Origin of the sequence: Bradyrhizobium sp. CB1015 (assembly GCF_025200925.1) — a bacterium.
Classification (GTDB): domain Bacteria; phylum Pseudomonadota; class Alphaproteobacteria; order Rhizobiales; family Xanthobacteraceae; genus Bradyrhizobium.
On the sequence record NZ_CP104174.1, the window covers coordinates 4,707,908 to 4,727,230 of the forward strand.

Genomic DNA, 19,323 nt, shown 5'->3' on the forward strand with positions numbered 1-19,323 from the left:
GCTCCCGGGCTAATATTTGGCAGTTAATGCAGGTGCATGGATCTTGACGATTGGATGCAGTTGCATCTATATTGGATGCAATCGCATCTAACTGCCGGGATCCTTGCCATGACCCCTTCACTGAAACTGATCAGCCACAAGCTTTGTCCCTATGTGCAGCGCGCGGTGATTGCGCTGAAGGAGAAGGGCGTGCCGTTCGAGCGGATCGACATCGATCTCGCGAGCAAGCCGGACTGGTTCTTGAAGCTCTCGCCGCTCGGCAAGGTGCCGGTGCTGGTGGTGACGACCGAGAGGGGCGAGGTCGCGCTGTTCGAGAGCAACGTGATCTGCGAATACATCGAGGAGACGCAAGCAGGCCACAGGCTGCATCCGGCGGATCCGTTGCAGCGGGCCGAGCACCGTGCCTGGATGGAGTTCGGCTCGGCGATCCTCGGCGACCTCTGGGGCTTGGAAACGACGACCGACCCGGCGACGTTCGAAAGCAAGCGCCAGGCGCTGGTCGCAAAGTTCGCGCGTGTCGAGGCCGCGCTCGGCACGGGCCCGTTCTTTGCCGGTGAGGCCTTCAGTCTCGTCGACGCCGTGTTCGCGCCGATCTTCCGCTATTTCGATCTGTTCGACGAATTGACCGCGCACGGCGTTTTCAACGACGTGCCGAAGGTTCGCGCCTGGCGCGCCGAGCTCGCAAAGCGCCCGAGCGTGCGCAGCGCGGTCGGCGCGGACTATCCGCAATTGCTGCGCGCGTTCCTCATGCGCCACGACGCGCATCTGCTCAAGCTCGCGGCCTGAGCGCATGTCGCAATCAATGGCCTGGCTGTTGCTGGTGATCGCCGGCGCGCTCGATGTCGGCTGGGCGATCTCGATGAAGTACGCGGAAGGCTACACGCGGGCAGGCTGGAGCGTTGCTTCGCTTGTGCTGCTCGCGGCCTTCGTCTTTCTGCTCGGGCGCGCCTTGAAGGTGCTCGAGGTCGGCGTCGCCTATTCGGTGTGGACCGGCATCGGCGCGGCCGGCACTTTCCTGATGGGTGTGGTGCTGTTCGGCGAGACCTTGAGCGCGATGAAGCTTGCCGGCATCGCGCTCGTCTTGATCGGCATCGTCGCGCTCAAGCTCGCTTGAGCCACGAATTCAGCCCCGTAGCCCGGATGGAGCGAAGCGCAATCCGGGTCTTCTTCCAGGGATAGAGTCTCCCGGATTGCGCTGCGCTCCATCCGGGCTACCGAGTTTTCACCGCACGTTGGCGAGGCGCATGTCCAGATACGCCGTGATGGTTTCCATCAGCGGCTCGAGCTTGGAATCGAAGAAGTGGTTGGCGCCGGGGATGATCTGCTGGTCGATCACGATGCCCTTCTGCGTCTTCAGCTTCTCGACCAGCGTGTTGACGTCCTTGGGCGGCACCACCGCATCCTTCTCGCCATGCACGATCAGACCTGAGGACGGACAGGGCGCGAGGAACGAGAAGTCGTAGAGGTTCGCCGGCGGCGCGATCGAGATGAAGCCCTCGACCTCGGGGCGGCGCATCAGCAGCTGCATGCCGATCCAGGCGCCGAACGAGAAGCCGGCGACCCAGCAGGCGCGCGCCTCGGGATTGATGGTCTGCGCCCAATCGAGCGCGGCGGCGGCGTCCGACAATTCGCCGGTGCCGTGGTCGAACGAGCCCTGGCTGCGCCCGACGCCGCGGAAGTTGAAGCGCAGCACCGAGAAGCCGCGATGGGCGAAGGCGTAGTAGCACTGGTACACAATCTGATGGTTCATCGTGCCGTGGAACTGCGGATGCGGATGCAGGATCATCGCGATCGGCGCGTTCTTCTGCTTGGCCGGGTGATAGCGGCCCTCGAGGCGGCCGGCAGGGCCGGTGAAAATGACTTCAGGCATGGATGATCTCTGATTTAGTCCCTTGGAGGTGATCCCTGCGCAATCGTCCGATTATGGCTCTCGCAGCGTTGCCGCCGACGAGAGCACGGATGAAGGGTGGAAAGGCGCGCCCTCGGATGATGCGCGAGTGGCGCGCGGGTGAACTGACGCGCGCTTCTAACACAAGGCCAGGGTCAAAAAGCAAGCTTCTTCGACATCTCTCAATCAGCTCAAGAGCTTAGCCAGTCATGGCAATGTCATCTCTGGCTCGCCTCCGAGGACGGGGACTGCCGGAATCAACCGAAGCACGGCAAGGGCCGGCCGTCCTGCCCGAGGGCAGTATTCAACCCATTGAAATCACAGTTGTTTATGGATCGCCGGGGGCGCTTCCCGCCGCAGCGGTTCGGCTTCCGAGCGAGGCGACGGCCGGCCGGTAACGCCGGCTGCCGCCGAGCGTTTGGCCGTTGTCGAAGGCGAGCTCGAAATCTCCTGACGGCTTGAGGTCCACGCCACGCACCCGGTCGAGATTGGCAAGCTTGGTCCGATGAACGCGAACAATGGAAAAGCGCGCCAGCTCGCTTTCCGCCGCCGCGAGCGTGCCCCGAATGAGGTGCTGGGTGCCGTCGGCGAGGCTGTATTCGATGTAATTGCCGGCGGACGCCACCCAGAGGATGTCGCGCGGCACCACGCGAATGCGGCTCGTGCCGTCGCGCAGCCAGATCAAGTCGGGGGACGATGGGTGTGGCGGGGCGGGCGGCGCCGACGAAGCGGCTGCGGCGCTCTTCAGCTCACGCCGGCTTTCGAGCAGCCAGATCGTGGCGCCGATCAGGACAACGGCCACGGCGTCTTTGCGGAATTCGTACAGGACCGTCGCGAGCGAGAAACGGAAATCGTAGGCGCCGCCGGCGAGCCAGAGCGCGAGCTTCCGCACCCAGACCATGCCGGTGATGTGGAGGGTGGAGAAGCCGAGCAGGACGATCGCCCCGATCGCCGCCTGTGCGGCGAGGCCTTGTGTCCGGCGCATGCGGCGGACCGCCAAGACGAGAAACGGCAGCAACAGCAGGATGACGGCGATGCTCGACATCTCCCAGAACAGCCGCCGGCCGATGTCGTAGCTGTCGCCGCGCCACGCCGCGTCCTGAGCGCCTGAAAACGCATTGACGATTCCGATTGCGAGCGCGACGGCCGCGATCGCTGCGAACATCATCCGGTCGCCGCCGCTGATCCCGAAAGACCCGCGACTCGTCCCAGCCGCTGACGGCTCATCCCCTCGCGACCGATTCTGATCCCAAACCGGCTCGACGCGCGCCGCAGGCGGAGCATTTTCGGTGTCAGCCATGGCCCCAAAACCGCGTTCGTCGTCCCGTCAAGGAGCAGAAAACCATGACAACACCACAGCAATCCCAAAGCTCTGAAAGGCGTATCGACCTGGACTGGGTGCGGATTTTAGCCTTCGGGCTGCTCATCTTCTACCACGTCGGCATGCTCTACGTGTCCTGGGGATTTCACATCAAGAGCGCGCACCGGCTGACCTGGCTGGAACCGGTGATGCTATTCGTCAACCCGTGGCGGCTGTCGCTGCTGTTCCTGGTATCAGGGGTTGCCACCCGCTTCATGCTCGGCAAGTCGGCCCTGGCCTCGCTCGCCGGCGCGCGATCGGCACGGCTCCTGATCCCGCTGATGTCAGGCATGCTCGTGATCGTGCCGCCGCAGTCCTATCTGCAGATCGTCGAAAGCCTCGGCTATCCCGCGGGCTTCTTCGATTTTTACACCAGGCACTACTTTGCCTTCGGCGCGCAGTTCTGTCCGAATCCCTGCATCGTGTTGCCGACCTGGAACCATCTCTGGTTCGTGGTCTATCTGTGGGTCTACACGATGGCGTTGATCGGCGTGCTCGCGTTGTGGCCGGCCGGAGCTGACTGGCTTGGCCGGAAGCTGGCTGGCGTGCTCGCCGGCCCATGGCTGCTGCTCGCGCCCTGCCTGCTGTTTGCGGCCTGGCGCCTGGTGCTGTTCCCGGCTTTCCCCTCGACACATGCGCTGTTTGGCGACTGGTACAACCACGCGGACCACGCGACGGCCTTCCTGATCGGTTTCCTGCTGGCCAAGCAGGAGGGAATCTGGCGCGAACTCGAGCGCCAGCGCTCCGTGGCCCTGCTGGCGGCCTCCGCCTGCTTCGCTGCCTTCATCCTGGTGCGCGCCGGCCTGTTTGCGCCGTCGCCCGCGCTGAGGTGGTTCGCCGCCTCGGCCTATGGTTGCTATCAATGGCTCGCGATCGCCGCCGTGCTGGGCTTTGCGCGGCGCACCTTCACAGCCGACGGCCCTGCGCGGCGCTACCTGACCGATGCGATCTTCCCGTACTACATCGTGCATCAGACCGCGATCATCGTGATCGCGCACCAATTGCGCGACAGCGGGATGCCGGCCGGGATCGAAGCGTCCATCGTCATCCTTGGAACCGCGCTCATATGTGTGGCGAGCTATGAAATCGTCCGGCGCGTTGCCTGGCTGCGACCGCTGTTCGGGTTGCGGGCGGTGCCGCGAACCCTGCGCCGGGTGGAGCAGCAGCAGCCGGCCTGACGAGCGCACGCCATCCGATTGGCCGGACGACAAAAGGTGCTAAGAGGGCCAGATGCCGAACCGGGTCTATCTCGACTGGAATGCGACCACGCCGCTGCGCCCCGACGCGCGGGCGGCGATGGTTGCGGCCTTCGACCTGGTCGGCAATCCATCCTCGGTCCATGCCGAGGGGCGGGAGGCGCGGCGGCTGGTCGAAGCGGCTCGCGCGACACTTGCAGCTGCGGTCGGGGCGCAGCCGCGCAACATCGTTTTCACCTCGTCTGGAACCGAGGCCAATGCGCTGGCGCTCTCGCCGGGCTTACGGGGCCCGTCCGGCGGACCTGTCGAGCGGCTGCTGGTCTCGGCGGTCGAGCACGCCTCGGTGCTGGCCGGCGGCCGGTTCCCGGCCGACAAGATCGGACTGATCCAGGTCACGCACTCCGGCGTGGTCGACCTCGGTCATTTGAAGGCGTTGCTGAAGGACGGCCCGCCGGCCCTGGTCTCGATCATGGCCGCCAACAACGAGACCGGCGCGCTCCAGCCCTTCACGGAGGCTGCAACCATCGTCCACGAGGCCGGCGGCCTGCTGCATGTCGACGCGATCCAGGCGCTTGGCAAAATACCCCTCAATATCAATTCGGTAGGCGCCGACCTTGCCACCTTTTCTGCGCACAAGATCGGCGGTCCCAAGGGGGTTGGCGCATTGGTGATGACCGAAGGGATTGGCGGCCTGGAGCCGGTGCTGCGGGGCGGCGGGCAGGAGCTCAACCGCCGTGCCGGAACCGAGAACATTGCCGGGATCGCCGCCTTCGGGGCGGCGGTGAAGGCTGCGCTTCAGGCTCTGCCGGAGGATGTGAAGCGCATGGCAAGCCTCAGAGATCGTTTGGAAAACGGCCTCCGCGACGTTGCCGGGACGACAGTCTTTGCGAAAGACGTGGCGCGGTTGCCAAATACCGTCCTCTTCACCGCGCCGGGCTTGAAGGCCGAAACCGCCGTGATCGGCTTTGACCTCGAGGGCATCGCGGTCTCCTCCGGCTCCGCCTGTTCCTCCGGCAAGGTCCAGCCATCCCACGTTCTGTCGGCGATGGGCTATGATCCCGCCATGGCTCAGGGAGCGGTGCGTCTCAGTCTGGGCTGGTCCACCGAACCCGAGGACATCAATCGGGCGTTAGAGGCTTGGCGAAAGCTTGGTAATACCCTACTTAAGGCTTGAAGCGACGAAACACGGCTTGAACGGTTCTAAGCCCGTGCTTTCCGCGGAGAAATATCGTAATACTCGTCCGAGTTTGATCCACCGCGGTCCTTGAAACCGCGAGCGGAGGATGGAATGCCAGCCGTACAAGAGACGGTCGAGCGCGTGAAGCGCATCGACGTCGACCAGTATCGTTATGGGTTTGTGACCCTGATCGACTCCGAGAAGGCCCCCAAGGGGCTGTCGGAAGAGATCGTAAAATTCATCTCGCAGAAAAAGAATGAGCCCGCCTGGATGCTGCAGTGGCGGCTGGAAGCCTATCGGCGCTGGCTGACCATGCAGGAGCCGACCTGGGCCCGTGTCGACTATCCCAAGATCGACTTCCAGGACCTCTATTATTACGCGGCGCCGAAGCCGAAGAAGACGGTCTCGTCACTGGATGAGATCGATCCGGAGATCCTGAAGACCTACGAGAAGCTCGGCATCCCCTTGCGGGAAGTCGCCATGCTCGAAGGCGTCGAACCCAAGGTGGGCGAGGAAGACCCGGCCCGCCGCAAGATCGCGGTCGATGCCGTCTTCGACTCGGTCTCGGTTGCGACCACGTTCAAGGCGGAGCTGAAGAAGGCCGGCGTGATCTTCATGCCGATCTCGGAAGCGATCCGCGAGCATCCCGAGCTGGTGCAGAAATATCTGGGCTCGGTGGTTCCGACCTCGGACAATTTCTACGCCACGCTGAACTCGGCGGTGTTCTCCGACGGCTCGTTCGTCTACGTGCCGCCGGGCGTGCGCTGCCCGATGGAGCTGTCGACCTATTTCCGCATCAACGAGCGCAACACCGGCCAGTTCGAGCGTACGCTGATCATCGCCGACAAGGGCTCCTACGTCTCCTATCTCGAAGGCTGCACCGCGCCGCAGCGCGACGAGAACCAGCTGCATGCCGCCGTGGTCGAGCTCGTCGCGCTGGATGATGCCGAGATCAAGTACTCGACGGTGCAGAACTGGTATCCCGGCAATTCGGAAGGCAAGGGCGGCATCTACAATTTCGTCACCAAGCGTGGCGATTGCCGGGGCGCCAACTCGAAAATTTCCTGGACCCAGGTCGAGACGGGATCTGCGATCACCTGGAAATATCCGAGCTGCATTCTCCGCGGCGACAATTCGCGCGGCGAGTTCTATTCGATCGCGATCTCGAACGGCTTCCAGCAGGTCGATAGCGGCACCAAGATGATCCATCTCGGCAAGAACACGTCGAGCCGCATCATCTCCAAGGGCATCGCCGCCGGCAAGTCGCAGAACACCTATCGCGGCCTCGTCACCGCGCATCGCAAGGCGCTAGGGGCCCGCAACTTCACCGCCTGCGACTCGCTGCTGATCGGCGACAAATGCGGTGCGCACACCGTGCCGTACATCGAGGCCAAGAACTCCTCGGCGACGTTCGAGCACGAGGCGACCACCTCGAAGATCTCCGAGGACGTGCTGTTCTACTGCATCCAGCGCGGGCTCAGCCAGGAAGAGGCCGTCGGCCTCGTCGTCAACGGCTTCGTCAAGGACGTGCTGCAGCAGCTGCCGATGGAATTCGCGGTGGAAGCGCAGAAGCTGATCTCGATCTCGCTCGAAGGATCGGTCGGCTGATCGCCGTCCCTCGCGGCGCGCACCTCGCGCTCCAACATCAATTGAAGAGACTGGATACCAAGATGGCTTTGCTTGAAGTGAAAGACCTCAAGGTTCGTGTCGAGGAGCGTGAGATCCTCCACGGGCTGACGCTGACCGTGAACGAGGGCGAGGTGCACGCGATCATGGGGCCGAACGGCTCCGGCAAGTCGACGCTTTCGCATGTCATCGCCGGCAAGCCCGGCTACGAGGTCACCGACGGCCAGATCCTGTTTAGGGGCGAGGACCTGCTGGAGATGGAGCCGGACGAGCGCGCCGCCAAGGGCGTGTTCCTGGCGTTCCAGTATCCGGTCGAGATTCCCGGCGTCACCACCATGAATTTCCTGCGCACCGCGCTCAATGCGCAGCGCAAGGCGCGCGGCGAGAGCGAGCTGATGGTGCCGGACTTCCTCAAGAAGGTCCGCGAGGTCTCGAAGTCGCTGAACATTCCGCAGGACATGCTCAAGCGCGGCGTCAATGTCGGCTTCTCCGGTGGCGAGAAGAAGCGCAACGAGGTGCTGCAGATGGCGCTGTTCGAGCCCAGCCTGTGCATCCTCGACGAGATGGATTCCGGCCTCGACATCGACGCGCTGCGGATCGCGGCCGACGGCGTCAACGCGCTGCGCTCGCCGGGGCGCGCGATGGTCGTCATCACCCACTATCAGCGGCTGCTCAACTACATCGTGCCCGATTTCGTGCACGTGATGTCCAGGGGTCGCGTCGTGAAGAGCGGCGGCAAGGAGCTGGCGCTGGAGCTGGAAGCCTCCGGCTACGCCCAGTTCGAGGATGCCGCGTAAGGAATTTTTAAGATGAACGTTGCTGTGGCAAAGACCGGAAGCGGCCGCGCGGTGAGCGATCTGTTCGCCAGCGCCGAAGGCCGCCTGCCGGGTTCGCCTGACGTGATCGCGGCGCGCCGCGAGGCGTTCGAGACCTATGAGCGTCTCGGCCTGCCGCACCGCCGGATCGAGGAATGGAAATACACCGATCTGCGCGCGCTGGTCGGCGAGGTGCTGCCGCTGGCAGCCGCGCCCGATGCCGCCGCGCTGAAGCGCGCCGCGGACGCGGTCAAGGCGCATGCGTTCGACGGCGCCCGCAAGCTGGTGCTGGTCGACGGCGTGTTCGCGGCCGAGCTCTCTGACGTGAAGGCGCTTGCCGCGGAAGCGAGCCTCAAGACTCTGCGCGAGACACTGGACAAGGATGCCGGTCTCCTCAAGACCGCGTCAAGCGATGCCGTGATCGCGCTGAACGCTGCGCTGGCGACCGACGGCGTGGTGCTGTCGATCGCGGATGGGGCGCAGCTCTCTGCGCCGGTCCAGATCATCCATGTTGCGACCGCCGCGTCGGCTTCGGCCGTCACCCGTTCGCAGGTTCGGATCGGGAAGGGCGCCCGCGCCACCATCATCGAGAGCTTCGTCGCCGCCGGCGCTGCGGCCTACCAGGTCAACGATGCCGTCATCGTCTCGATCGGCGACGACGCCGATGTCGCGCATATCCGCCTGATGGACGATGCGCCCGATGCGGTGAACATCACCTCACAGTTCGTTACCGTCGGCGCCAACGTGAAGCTAAACTTCTTCAACATGACCACGGGTGCTGCGGTCAGCCGCCTGCAGGGCTTCATTACCTTCTCGGGCGAGGGCAGCGAGCTCTCGGCCAATGGCGTGAACCTGCTGCAGAAGACCGAGCACGGTGACACTACGCTGGTGGTCGACCACGCCGTGCCGAACTGCGTCAGCCGCGAAACCTTCCGTGCCGTGATCGACGACCGCGGCCATTCGGTGTTCCAGGGCCGCATCATCGTCCGTCCCGATGCGCAGAAAACCGACGGCAAGATGATGACCCGGGCGCTGCTGCTCTCGGACGAGGCTGAAGCCGACAACAAGCCCGAGCTGGAGATTTTTGCCGACGACGTCTCCTGCGGCCATGGCGCCACCGCCGGCGCGCTCGACGACAGCCTGCTGTTCTACCTGAAGGCCCGCGGCCTGCCGGAGAAGCAGGCCCAGGCGCTGCTGATCCAGGCTTTCGTCGGCGAGGCGATCGAGCAGATCGCCGATGATGGGTTGCGCGAGCACGTGATGGGCATGGCCGAGCGCTGGCTGGAGCGGCGGTCATGAGCACGCATCCGGCAGTCAAGAACGGGGCCTACGATGTCGCGCGCGTGCGCCAGGATTTTCCGGCGCTCGCCATGCAGGTCTACGGCAAGCCGCTCGTGTATCTCGACAACGCAGCCTCCGCGCAGAAGCCGCAGTCCGTGCTGGACCGCATGACGCAGGCCTATACGTCCGAATACGCCAACGTGCATCGCGGCCTGCATTACCTCGCCAATGCCGCGACGGAGGCCTATGAGGGCGCGCGGGCAAAAGTCGCGCAGTTCGTCAACGCCCGCCGGACAGAGGAAATCATCTTCACCCGCAACGTCACCGAGGCAATCAACCTCGTAGCGTCGTCCTGGGGCGAGCCGAACATCAAGCAGGGCGACGAGATTGTCCTGTCGATCATGGAGCACCATTCCAACATCGTGCCCTGGCATTTCCTCAGGGAACGCCATGGCGCAGTGATCAAATGGGCGCCCGTCGATGACGAGGGCAATTTCCTGATCGACGAGTTCGAGAAGCTGCTGACGCCGAAGACCAAGCTTGTCGCCATCACCCAGATGTCCAACGCGCTCGGAACGTTCGTTCCGATCAAGGAGGTGGTGCGGCTGGCCCATGATCGCGGCATTCCGGTGCTGGTCGACGGTGCGCAAGGCGCGGTGCATCTGCCGGTCGACGTGCAGGATCTCGACTGCGATTTCTACGCGTTCACCGGCCACAAGATCTATGGCCCGACCGGCATCGGCGCGCTCTATGCCAAGCACGAGCACCTTGTTGCGATGCGGCCCTTCAACGGCGGCGGCGAGATGATCCGCGAGGTCGCGAAGGACTGGGTCACCTATGGCGATCCGCCGCACAAGTTCGAGGCCGGCACCCCGCCCATCGTCGAGGCCGTCGGCCTTGGCGCTGCCATCGACTACGTCAATTCGATCGGCAAGGAACGCATCGCCGCCCACGAGGCCGACCTCACCGCCTACGCCCAGGAGCGCCTGCGCGAGATCAACTCGCTGCGGCTGATCGGCACGGCGCAGGGCAAGGGCCCGGTGATCTCCTTCGAGCTCAAGGGCGCGCATGCCCACGACGTTGCCACCGTGATCGACCGCCAGGGCATCGCGGTGCGCGCCGGCACCCATTGCGTGATGCCGCTTTTAGAGCGGTTCAACGTGACGGCGACATGCCGGGCCTCGTTCGGCATGTATAATACGCGGGAAGAAGTCGATCATCTGGCACAGGCGCTTTTGAAGGCGCGGGATTTGTTCGCATGAGTGACACGGCCGAAATCAAAGCCAATCCGATGGAGACCCATTCGGCGCTGCCGCCGGAGGAGACCGAGCGGTTGACCCGTGAGATCATCGCCGGGCTCAAGACCGTGTTCGACCCGGAAATTCCGGCAGACATCTACGAGCTCGGCCTGATCTACAAGGTCGAGATCAAGGACGACCGTTCGGTCGACGTGCTGATGACGCTGACGACGCCGAACTGTCCCGCCGCAGGCGAGCTGCCGACCATGGTCGAGAACGCGGTCGCGAGCGTGCCCGGCGTCGGCGTGGTCGACGTCAAGGTCGTCTGGGAGCCGCCGTGGTCGCCGGAACGCATGAGCGACGAGGCCCGCCTCGTGCTGAACATGTGGTGACGGCCTCGGCCCGCATTGAATTCGCTCCGCAACGGACCACATACACAACATGACCCAGGCGACACCACCATCCTCCACTCCGAAGCCGCGGCGGCCGCGCCCGCAGGTGATGCGGCTGACGGACGCTGCTGCCCAGCGCATCACCGAGCTGACCCAGCGCGCCGATTCCGAGATCGTGGGTCTGCGCGTCGGCGTGAAGAACGGCGGCTGCGCCGGCCAGTCCTATACGGTCGAATACGCCCACGAAATCCGGCCGACCGACGAGGTCGTCGAGGACAAGGGCGTCAAGATCCTGGTCGACCCGAAGGCCGTGCTGTTCCTGCTCGGCACCGAGATGGACTACAAGGCCGACAAGATGCAGGCCCAGTTCGTCTTCAACAATCCCAACCAGATCTCCGCCTGCGGCTGCGGCGAATCGGTCGAGCTGCGGCCGGCCAAGATCGACGGGTAGCGCCTTCTCACTCCTCTCGTGTCCCGGACGCGCTGCAGCGCCATAGCGCGTCCAAGACGCGCGTAAACGCGCTTATGGCGCTGCTGCGCAGAGCCGGGACCCACGCTATAGTCATCGGTGCAGAAGACTGGGCCCCGGCTCTGCAGCGCACCGTTACACGCTGCGCTGCGTCCGGGGCACGAGAGAGCGCGAGCATGGACCGCGAATTCCTGATCGACCTGTTCGCCGATTTCGGCCCGGTCACCATCCGGAAAATGTTCTCCGGCTACGGCATCTCGGCCGATGGCGTCAATTTCGCGCTGTCACTGCGTGCCGGCCTGTTCTTCCGCGCCGACGAGACGACCATTCCCGATTTCGAAGCCGAAGGCTCAAAGCCGTTCCAGTACTCGACCCGCGCCAAGACCGTGGTGGTCAACTCCTACTGGGAGCTGCCGGCGCGCCTGTTCGATGATTCCGCGGAGCTTGCCCAATGGGCGAGGGCGGCCCTCGCCACCGCCCAGCGCGCGAAGGTGAAGAAACGTCCGAAGGCGAAGAAGGCGGCGAAGAAGAAGGTTGCGCCGAAGAAGCGTGTGGCGAAGAAGGCTGCTAAGAAGGATGTTCGTAGGGTGGGCCAAGCGACGCGTGCCCACCGTTCGAAATGATCATGCCGAGATCGTGGGCACGGCGCTTACGCGCCTTTGCCCACCCTATGGGACCTCAGTCTGTGGCCTTAGTCAGACCAACTCGCATATCCTTCGCCGCAAAGACCGATATGCCATCCGCAAGCACACGCCCATCAGCGATCCCGAGCACCAGCTTGCCGCGCCGGACCATGCGCATGGCGACCTCGTAGCGCACGCGTTGTGTGTTCGGTGTGATTTCGCCCGTGCACTCAACTTCGCCGACGCCGATGGCGCGGCCCTTGCCGGGCGAACCCGACCAGCCGAGCCAGTAGCCGACCATCTGCCACATGGCGTCCAGTGCCAGCGTCGGAGGCATGATGGAGTCGCCGCGGTAATGGGAATCGAAGAACCAGTGCGTCGGCACGATATCGAGCTCGCCGACGACATGGCCCTTGCCGAACTCGCCGCCGTCCAGGCTGATCTCGGTGATGCGGTCCATCATCAGCATCGGCGGCGCTGGCAATTGCGCATTGCCCGGGCCGAAATAGCCGCCTTCGCTCGATCTCAGCAGCTCGTCCCTGGTGTAGGACGGTTGCGGCGTATGGAAATCATGAGGATTGGGCAAGGCGATGAGTCCTCGATGCTCGCGTCAGGCGCCACGGCAGCGAGGAAGATGTCGGTTGGCAAGCAGGAATGTCAAGAACGGCGCCGGCCGCCTCACGCCACCCGGCTGTGGCTCTCGATCGCGAATTCCGGATCGGCTTCGCAGATCACGCGGTTGCGGCCGTTGCGCTTGGCGGCGTAAAGGCAGGCGTCCGCGCGCTCGATCAGCGCGTCGGTGTCGTCACCCTCCCTCAGCATGGAAACGCCGACGGAGATGGTGACGCGGCCGAGGATCTCGCCGGTCGATTTCTTCTTCAATTCCTTCGCCATCACGGCGCGGCGGATGTGATCGGCCACCGTGAGCGCCTGGCGCAGCGCGGTGTTGGGCAGCACCACCGCGAATTCCTCGCCGCCGTAGCGCGCGGTGATGTCCTGGCCCTTGATGGTCTGCTTGAGCGAAAGGCCGACGAGCCGCAGCACCTGGTCGCCGGTGAGATGGCCGTAGGAATCGTTGAACGACTTGAAGTGATCGATGTCGAACAGCAGCAGCGACAGCGGCTCGCCCGAGACGAGCGCGCTCTGCACGGCCATGCCGATCATGCGGTCGAAATATTTGCGATTCCCCAGCCCCGTGAGCGGATCGGTCAGGCTCTCGGCGCGGATCGCCTCCAGGCTCTGCTGGAGATTGCTGATCTCGTTCTTCGACAGCGTCAGCCGGTCTTCCAGCGCCTTGTTGGCCTCGCGCATCTCGCTGGTCGAGCGCAGCAGCGCCTCGACGATCGCCTTGATCTGGTCGCGGCTCTCGGCCGACGACAGTTTCTCGGTCGCACCCGACAGGCTGGAATCGTAGGCCCCGGTCATGCCGAGCGCCTCGCCCAGCACCTTCACCACGTCGTCGATCTCGCCGACGACGCGCGCGCCGACCTTGTCGATGCGGTCGGTGGTCTTGATGTGGGAGAGATAGGTCTCGTAGATCTGCTCGAGATCGGCTTCGGTCAGCTTGCCGCTGCGCGCCAGCGTCTCATTGATGATCTTGTTCAGCGGTGCGTTGTAGCCGGTCGCGTAGACGTACCAGATCTCGTAATTGCGGGGAATGGCCGTCTGTCGAAGCGATCGGATCTGACCGAGCGCCACCTCGGCGAACGCCATCGTGCGTTCGTGTTCGTCGAGTACCTTGATCACTGAACATCCCCACAGCGGCCGACGCGCCATCGACCGCAGCAATCCTTAAATTATGTTCGTAGGCTAACGGACGATCGTGAACGCCCCGTAAATATACGTTCATAGGGCATCCAAAAAATTGCAAAGCGAGGTTTTTCAACCGAAATCTGAAGCGCCAGCGCGCTTCAGGCGCCGGCGGGGGAGCGAACCGGCCGCAGCAGAAACGCCGGCAGATGCGAGTGATCGCCCGGCTCGGTATCGACCTCGCGCTGGCGGCGCGGCTCGGGACGGCCGATCGAGGGCACATGCGACGAATTCGCTTGCGGGCGCGCACCATGGCGCGGCTCGGATGATGGCCTGGATTCGCGCGGAGGCCGTGCCTCGCGTGCGGGCCTCGCCTCGGGAGCCGGCCGTGCCTCGCCACGCGCCTCGCGCGGCTCGTGGTTGCGCTCCCGGTCGTGACCACGCCGCTCGCCGCGCTGCGGCTTGCCGCGTCCGCCGCGTGAACGCTCGCGGCCGCGCTGTTCGCGCGGACGGTCACCTTGTTCGCCCGCTTCGGCGTGGACGTCATAGTCGCCTTCGGCGCGCGGAATGCTCTGGCCGATCAGCTTCTCGATCGCCGCCATCGACTTCTGGTCGAGCGGTGTCACGATCGAGATCGCGGTGCCGGTTCGGCCGGCGCGGCCGGTGCGGCCGATGCGGTGGACGTAGTCGTCGGCGTGGTGGGGAACGTCGAAATTGAAGACGTGGCTGACCTCGGGAATGTCGAGGCCGCGGGCGGCGACGTCGGAGGCAACGAGGAGGGGCAGCTCACCCTTGCGGAACTGGTCGAGCGCGGCCATGCGGGCCGGCTGGTCCATGTCACCGTGCAGGGCGCCGACGCTGAAGCCGTGCTTCTGCAGCGATTTGTGAACGATCGCGACCTCGCGTTTGCGATTGCAGAAGATGATCGCGTTCTTGAGGTCCTTGGCCTCGCGCAGCAGGCGGCGGAGCAATTCGCGCTTCTCGTGCGCCTCGCGGCCGGCGGGCACCTGGGCTTGCGTCACGGTGACGGCGGTGGTGGCGGGCCTGGAGACCTCGACCTTCTGCGGATTGTGCAGGAAGGCTTCGGTGATGCGCCGGATTTCCGGCGGCATGGTCGCGGTGAAGAACAGGGTCTGCCGCGTGAAGGGGACGAGCTTGCAGATGCGCTCGATGTCGGGGATGAAGCCCATGTCCAGCATGCGGTCGGCTTCGTCGATGACGAGCAGCTCGACGCCGGTGAGCAACAGGCCGCCGCGCTCGGTGTGGTCGAGCAGGCGGCCGGGGGTGGCGATCAGCACGTCGACGCCGCGCATCAGCTTGGCATCCTGGTCGCCGAACGAGACGCCGCCGATCAGGAGGGCGACGTTGAGCTTCTGGCCGGCGCCGTAGCGGTCGAAGTTTTCCTTCACCTGGGCCGCCAGCTCGCGGGTCGGCTCGAGGATCAGCGTGCGCGGCATGCGCGCCCGGGCGCGGCCCTTTTCGAGGATGGTGAGCATCGGCAGCACGAAGGCCGCGGTCTTGCCGGTGCCGGTCTGGGCGATGCCGAGCACGTCCTTGCGTGCGAGGACGTGGGGGATCGCCTGTTCCTGAATGGGGGTGGGATTGGTGTAACCGGTGGCCGCCACTGCGGCGAGGACTTTTTCGGACAGTCCGAGATGAGAAAAGGACATTGAGCCTCTGGTCGAAACCGCCGTTCGGAATCGAGGGTAATAAGGCTGTCGCGCTCCACCCCGAAACGGCGCGCTCTCAAAGAAGCTGGGGGTGCTGACTCACGCGAACAAAGCGCAAGGCTCAGGAATCGCTCTTCGATCTGAGCCGCGTCGCCCCGGAACATAGGGGGGAATTGGCCAAAGTCAATGGAGCAGGCGCGGGAAGAGCCTAAAAAACCTGAGGTTTTTGCCCAAATCACGGGCGCGGCTGGGGTTTTCCCCCGAGCTCCCTGAGCCCCGCCGTCCGCGCCAAGACGATAGCTAACGCCCGTCCGGGCCCTTGGCCCGGAAGTCGCCGGGGGCCATGCCATAGGCGGCATTGAACACCCGGTAGTAGGTCGCAAGGCTCTCGAAGCCGCACGAGGCCGCGACGTCCGCGATCAGCCGCTCCGGCGCCTCGCGCAGCAGCTTCCGGCTCCGTTTCAGGCGCTCGTCGGTCACCGTCTGGGAGAAGCTCTTTTCCGCCATCTCGAACAGCATGTGCAGGTGGCGCACGGAGACGCCGAGCAGGTCGGCCACAACGGCTGGCGCAAGGTTGGGGTCCTGAAAGTGACGCGCAATCAGCCGCCGGGCTTGCGAGAGGCGGGCGGTCCGCAGTGCCTCTTGTCCCCGCCGGCTGCCGGGCCGCACGACGCCGCGCTCGATCAGCGCCAGATGGGCCAAAGCCTGGACCAAGGAGGTCTGGTCGGCAGACGCCGCATCGTCCGAGGCGATCTCGCCGAGATCGGCAAAGCAGGCCGCGAGCAGGGGCGCCAGGGCCGGATCGTTGAAGGTCCGGGGCATAAGCTCGCGCATGCGCTTGTCCTGTACCGGCATGCTGCGCACGGGGATCTTGAGGATCCGCAGGTGGAAGCCCCCATTGCCAAGCGGCGCGGTGCGGTACGGCAGGTCGGTATGGCTGGTGGCGAAGCTGCCATTGGCAATCGCAAAGTCGCTTGTGCGCATGCCGCCGAACCAGCCGCCGCTGCCGAGCTGCTGGTAGACGCAGATCGCCTCACCGGGGGCATAGGCGATGTCCGATGCGCTGCGCTCGACCGCGTAAGGCGAGGCCTTCAGCTCGACGAGGCCGGCGCCGCCCAGCCGACGCAGCGAGAATTCACCGAAAAAGTCCGCGCGCCGTTCGCGCGCGAGCTCGGCGGTGACGCCGAACAATCCCTTGGCGCGCACCTCGCGCCAATAATCGAACCGATCCTTCGGCTCGACCTCGTCCGTACACCAGTGCAACACGGCAGACCCTCGCTTCCGGCGAAATTGTCCAAAAGGAAACAGATTCCGGCGGAATCGGCCATAGCGGATCGCGCAATCGGAGCCCCAGGTCCCTTGAACCGTCGTCTGGTCTGGGCCGACTATCACACAGCGGCAGGGGGTCCCATGGACTGCCGTTCGAAGATCGGCGGCAGGGCCGGTTCTGCAACAGGAATTTTGCGATGACGCGTCGGCTTTTCAGAATTCTGGCGGCCCTTGGCCTCGCAGCAAGCCTGAGCGGCTTCGCAGCGCCCGCCTCTGCCGAGAAGCGCGTCGCGCTCGTCGTCGGCAACAACGATTACAAGAACGTGCCGAAGCTGCTCAAGGCGGTCAACGATGCCCGCACCATGGGCGATACGCTGAAGCAGCTCGGCTTCTCGGTGATGGTCGCCGAGAACCAGAGCCGGCAGCAATTCTCCGAGACGCTGCTCGCCTTCGACAAGGCGATCGAGCCCGGCGATACCGCGTTCTTCTTCTATGCCGGCCACGGCTTCGAGATCGCCGGCCAGAATTATCTGCTGCCGACCGACGTGCCGGCGGCAACGGAAGGACAGGAAGAGCTGGTGCGCGACGCCTCGATTCTCGCCGACCGCATCGTCGAGCGGCTTCAGAACAAGAAGGCGCGGACCTCGATCCTGGTGTTCGACGCCTGCCGCAATAATCCGTTCGAGCGCAAGGGCACCCGCGCCGTCGCCGGCGCCGGCGGGCTCGCGCCGATGACGCAGCTGCCCGAGGGCGTGTTCTCGGTGTTCTCCGCCGGTCCCCGCCAGACCGCGCTCGATCGCCTCTCCAATGACGACGCCAATCCGAATTCGGTGTTCACGCGCACGTTCGCCAAGGAGCTGCTGCAGCCCGGCGAGAACCTGGTGCAGGTGGCGCAGCGTACGCGTCGTCTGGTCAGCGAGATGGCCGACACCGTCAAGCACAGGCAGGTGCCGGTCTATTTCGATCAGATGGTCGACGACGTCTTCCTCAGCGGCATGGCGAAGGATGTCGCCGCGCGTCCGGCCGAGCCGCCGCAGAAGCTTGCGGCGCTGCCGCCGGTGTCGGTGCCGCAGATGCCCAAGGAGGAGACCCTTAACGCGCCGATCGCGAGCTTCTCGCGGCACAATGGCGGCTGGAGCGTGACCTTCTCTTTTGCCGATCCGACGCTCGGCATTTCCTGGCGCATGGCAGGCCAGGGCGATTTCCGCGAGACCGGCTTCATCGACACGCTCGATCCGCGCACCCGCAAGCGGATGCCGAACCCGTCGATCGAGCTGCCGCCGGATGCGCAGGCCGGCACCATCGAGGTCCGCTACGTCGATCAGTCCGGCGACATGCAGGGCCCGTTCCCGATCAGGTTCGATCCCGAGGCCGCGCTGATCCGCGACCAGCGCAAGATCCTCGACATGACCTCGACAAGCTGGCTGTCGTTCCGCGAGTTCAACGGACTGCTCGTCTATTACACCCACCTCGTGTCCTACCGCTGCGCCATCCGCGAGGTGCGCATCGGCATCGACACCGCCGTGCCCAACCAGGTCCTGAAAATGCCGCCCTGCGACATGCGCGACCCCAGCGCGGTCAGCGCCGGCATGCCGCTCTACATGAAGCTCGCGCCAAGCACGAAATCGGTCTCGGTCGAGCTGACCTATCGCGATGGCAGCGTGTCGGAGATCAAGAGTTTTAGGAGCGCGAACCGGAGTAACAATTGATGCGCTGTTCGGCCGGCGTGATTGTGACAGGATCACCCTACGGGGTGGAGGAAGTTAAATCGGACAGGTCAAGCTGAAAGTGCTAGAGCCGGGGATGACAAAATTCATCATCGTTACGTTCCTTACGACGCTTCCGGTTCTGGCTCAAACGACTCCAGCCCCCGGCACGCCGCCACTCACCGACCGCGAACGCGTGCAAGCGGATCGTGCGAAAGCCGCTGCAGAAGAGAGGGTCGCTCCGATCACCCGACCCTGGGATCGCGACGGTGATGGCAAGCGCCCATGGGAACGGAAGTCGCAAAAGCCCTGAGGCAAGCGAACGTCGATTCTGCCGGAAGGAACTACTCCTGCTGACTCGGATTGTCTGCCAAACCAGGGAGACGATCCATGATCCGCAAATCCATTCTCGTAATGATCGCTTGTGCTGCAGTCTCGACGACCGTCCTTGCTCAAGGCGGAGGTGGCGCAGGCGGTGGCGCGGGCGGTGCCAGTGGCGCCGGGGCGGGATCTGCGGCAAGCTCAGGCGCCGGAACGGGCACGTCATCCAGCAGCGCCAATTCGGGGCCGTCGGCTCCGTCCGGAATGGGGACCCAGGGAACCACCACCGGAGCGAACGTCAAGACCAACAACAGCCCGAACAATCCGAATGTTCAGCCACCGACCGCGAACGGTAAGACGCCTGCGGCGGCGCAAGCCGAGCGCAACTCCGGCGTCGGTCATGCGCGCAATGGCTTGCCGATCGGCAGTCCGGGGACCGGGACCAGCAACGAAGACCAGAAATAGTCATCCCCGCATCACGCAAAGGCCCGCGCTCTGCGGGCCTTTGTATGCTGAGAAGGGGCCGCGCGGGCTGTCGCTGTA

19 protein-coding genes are annotated in these 19,323 nt (G+C 64.7%); 13 read left to right on the forward strand and 6 right to left on the reverse strand.

The window, feature by feature from the left end:
* Positions 1 to 108 precede the first annotated feature (108 nt).
* Together N2604_RS21745 and N2604_RS21750 are read left to right on the forward strand one after the other, a co-directional pair.
* Complete coding sequence (locus tag N2604_RS21745; protein WP_260370272.1) at positions 109 to 786, forward strand: glutathione S-transferase family protein; 678 nt, start codon at positions 109 to 111, stop codon at positions 784 to 786.
* Between the two features lie 4 nt (positions 787 to 790).
* Positions 791 to 1,114 (forward strand): multidrug efflux SMR transporter, encoded by a 324-nt coding sequence (locus tag N2604_RS21750; RefSeq protein ID WP_260370273.1) that lies wholly within the window; start codon positions 791 to 793, stop codon positions 1,112 to 1,114.
* A 108-nt stretch (positions 1,115 to 1,222) separates the two neighbouring features.
* Here N2604_RS21750 and N2604_RS21755 read toward each other — a convergent pair whose 3' ends face one another.
* Together N2604_RS21755 and N2604_RS21760 are read right to left on the reverse strand one after the other, a co-directional pair.
* Positions 1,223 to 1,870, reverse strand: a complete 648-nt coding sequence (locus N2604_RS21755) for an alpha/beta hydrolase (RefSeq protein WP_025036034.1) — start codon at positions 1,868 to 1,870, stop codon at positions 1,223 to 1,225.
* Positions 1,871 to 2,216: 346 nt separating this feature from the next.
* Positions 2,217 to 3,056, reverse strand: coding sequence for a LytTR family DNA-binding domain-containing protein (locus N2604_RS21760; protein ID WP_260370274.1), 840 nt, complete (start codon positions 3,054 to 3,056; stop codon positions 2,217 to 2,219).
* Positions 3,057 to 3,232: 176 nt separating this feature from the next.
* Here N2604_RS21760 and N2604_RS21765 point away from each other — a divergent pair, with 176 nt between their 5' ends.
* The 9 genes from N2604_RS21765 (at position 3,233) to N2604_RS21805 (ending at position 12,065) form a co-directional block, all read left to right on the forward strand.
* Entirely contained in the window at positions 3,233 to 4,426 is a 1,194-nt protein-coding gene (locus tag N2604_RS21765; protein ID WP_260370275.1) for an acyltransferase family protein, read from the forward strand.
* Between the two features lie 52 nt (positions 4,427 to 4,478).
* Positions 4,479 to 5,618 carry a cysteine desulfurase family protein gene (locus N2604_RS21770; protein WP_260370276.1) on the forward strand — a complete coding sequence of 380 codons (1,140 nt, stop codon included), beginning with the start codon at positions 4,479 to 4,481 and terminating at the stop codon, positions 5,616 to 5,618.
* Between the two features lie 114 nt (positions 5,619 to 5,732).
* On the forward strand, positions 5,733 to 7,229 hold the full coding sequence (gene sufB / locus N2604_RS21775; protein WP_260370277.1) for a Fe-S cluster assembly protein SufB: 1,497 nt from the start codon (positions 5,733 to 5,735) through the stop codon (positions 7,227 to 7,229).
* 62 nt (positions 7,230 to 7,291) lie between these two features.
* A complete protein-coding gene (gene sufC, locus N2604_RS21780; RefSeq protein WP_260370278.1) occupies positions 7,292 to 8,044 on the forward strand; it encodes a Fe-S cluster assembly ATPase SufC in 753 nt (250 codons plus the stop codon).
* 12 nt (positions 8,045 to 8,056) lie between these two features.
* On the forward strand, positions 8,057 to 9,361 hold the full coding sequence (gene sufD / locus N2604_RS21785) for a Fe-S cluster assembly protein SufD (RefSeq protein ID WP_260370279.1): 1,305 nt from the start codon (positions 8,057 to 8,059) through the stop codon (positions 9,359 to 9,361).
* Complete coding sequence (locus N2604_RS21790) at positions 9,358 to 10,605, forward strand: cysteine desulfurase (RefSeq protein ID WP_260370280.1); 1,248 nt, start codon at positions 9,358 to 9,360, stop codon at positions 10,603 to 10,605. Before sufD ends, N2604_RS21790 begins: the two co-directional genes overlap by 4 nt.
* Positions 10,602 to 10,973: an SUF system Fe-S cluster assembly protein gene (locus N2604_RS21795; protein ID WP_260370281.1), complete on the forward strand. Its 372-nt coding sequence runs from the start codon at positions 10,602 to 10,604 to the stop codon at positions 10,971 to 10,973. The genes N2604_RS21790 and N2604_RS21795 overlap by 4 nt, the downstream gene beginning before the upstream one ends.
* A gap of 49 nt (positions 10,974 to 11,022) precedes the next feature.
* Positions 11,023 to 11,424: an iron-sulfur cluster assembly accessory protein gene (locus N2604_RS21800; RefSeq protein WP_260370282.1), complete on the forward strand. Its 402-nt coding sequence runs from the start codon at positions 11,023 to 11,025 to the stop codon at positions 11,422 to 11,424.
* A 194-nt stretch (positions 11,425 to 11,618) separates the two neighbouring features.
* A complete protein-coding gene (locus N2604_RS21805; RefSeq protein ID WP_260370283.1) occupies positions 11,619 to 12,065 on the forward strand; it encodes a TfoX/Sxy family protein in 447 nt (148 codons plus the stop codon).
* 55 nt (positions 12,066 to 12,120) lie between these two features.
* Here the strand turns inward: N2604_RS21805 and fabA are convergent, their stop codons facing one another.
* From fabA to N2604_RS21825, 4 genes are all read right to left on the reverse strand, one after another.
* The gene (gene fabA / locus N2604_RS21810; protein WP_260370284.1) at positions 12,121 to 12,651 is read right to left on the reverse strand and encodes a bifunctional 3-hydroxydecanoyl-ACP dehydratase/trans-2-decenoyl-ACP isomerase; all 531 of its coding nucleotides are present in this window, start codon (positions 12,649 to 12,651) and stop codon (positions 12,121 to 12,123) included.
* Between the two features lie 92 nt (positions 12,652 to 12,743).
* Entirely contained in the window at positions 12,744 to 13,811 is a 1,068-nt protein-coding gene (locus N2604_RS21815) for a GGDEF domain-containing protein (RefSeq protein WP_260370285.1), read from the reverse strand.
* A gap of 164 nt (positions 13,812 to 13,975) precedes the next feature.
* Positions 13,976 to 15,484, reverse strand: coding sequence for a DEAD/DEAH box helicase (locus N2604_RS21820; RefSeq protein ID WP_260370286.1), 1,509 nt, complete (start codon positions 15,482 to 15,484; stop codon positions 13,976 to 13,978).
* Between the two features lie 300 nt (positions 15,485 to 15,784).
* Positions 15,785 to 16,750: a helix-turn-helix domain-containing protein gene (locus N2604_RS21825; RefSeq protein WP_260370287.1), complete on the reverse strand. Its 966-nt coding sequence runs from the start codon at positions 16,748 to 16,750 to the stop codon at positions 15,785 to 15,787.
* Positions 16,751 to 16,950: 200 nt separating this feature from the next.
* Here N2604_RS21825 and N2604_RS21830 point away from each other — a divergent pair, with 200 nt between their 5' ends.
* A complete protein-coding gene (locus tag N2604_RS21830; RefSeq protein ID WP_260370288.1) occupies positions 16,951 to 18,462 on the forward strand; it encodes a caspase family protein in 1,512 nt (503 codons plus the stop codon).
* A 387-nt stretch (positions 18,463 to 18,849) separates the two neighbouring features.
* Positions 18,850 to 19,245: a hypothetical protein gene (locus tag N2604_RS21835; RefSeq protein WP_260370289.1), complete on the forward strand. Its 396-nt coding sequence runs from the start codon at positions 18,850 to 18,852 to the stop codon at positions 19,243 to 19,245.
* The last annotated feature ends 78 nt before the right edge of the window (positions 19,246 to 19,323 follow it).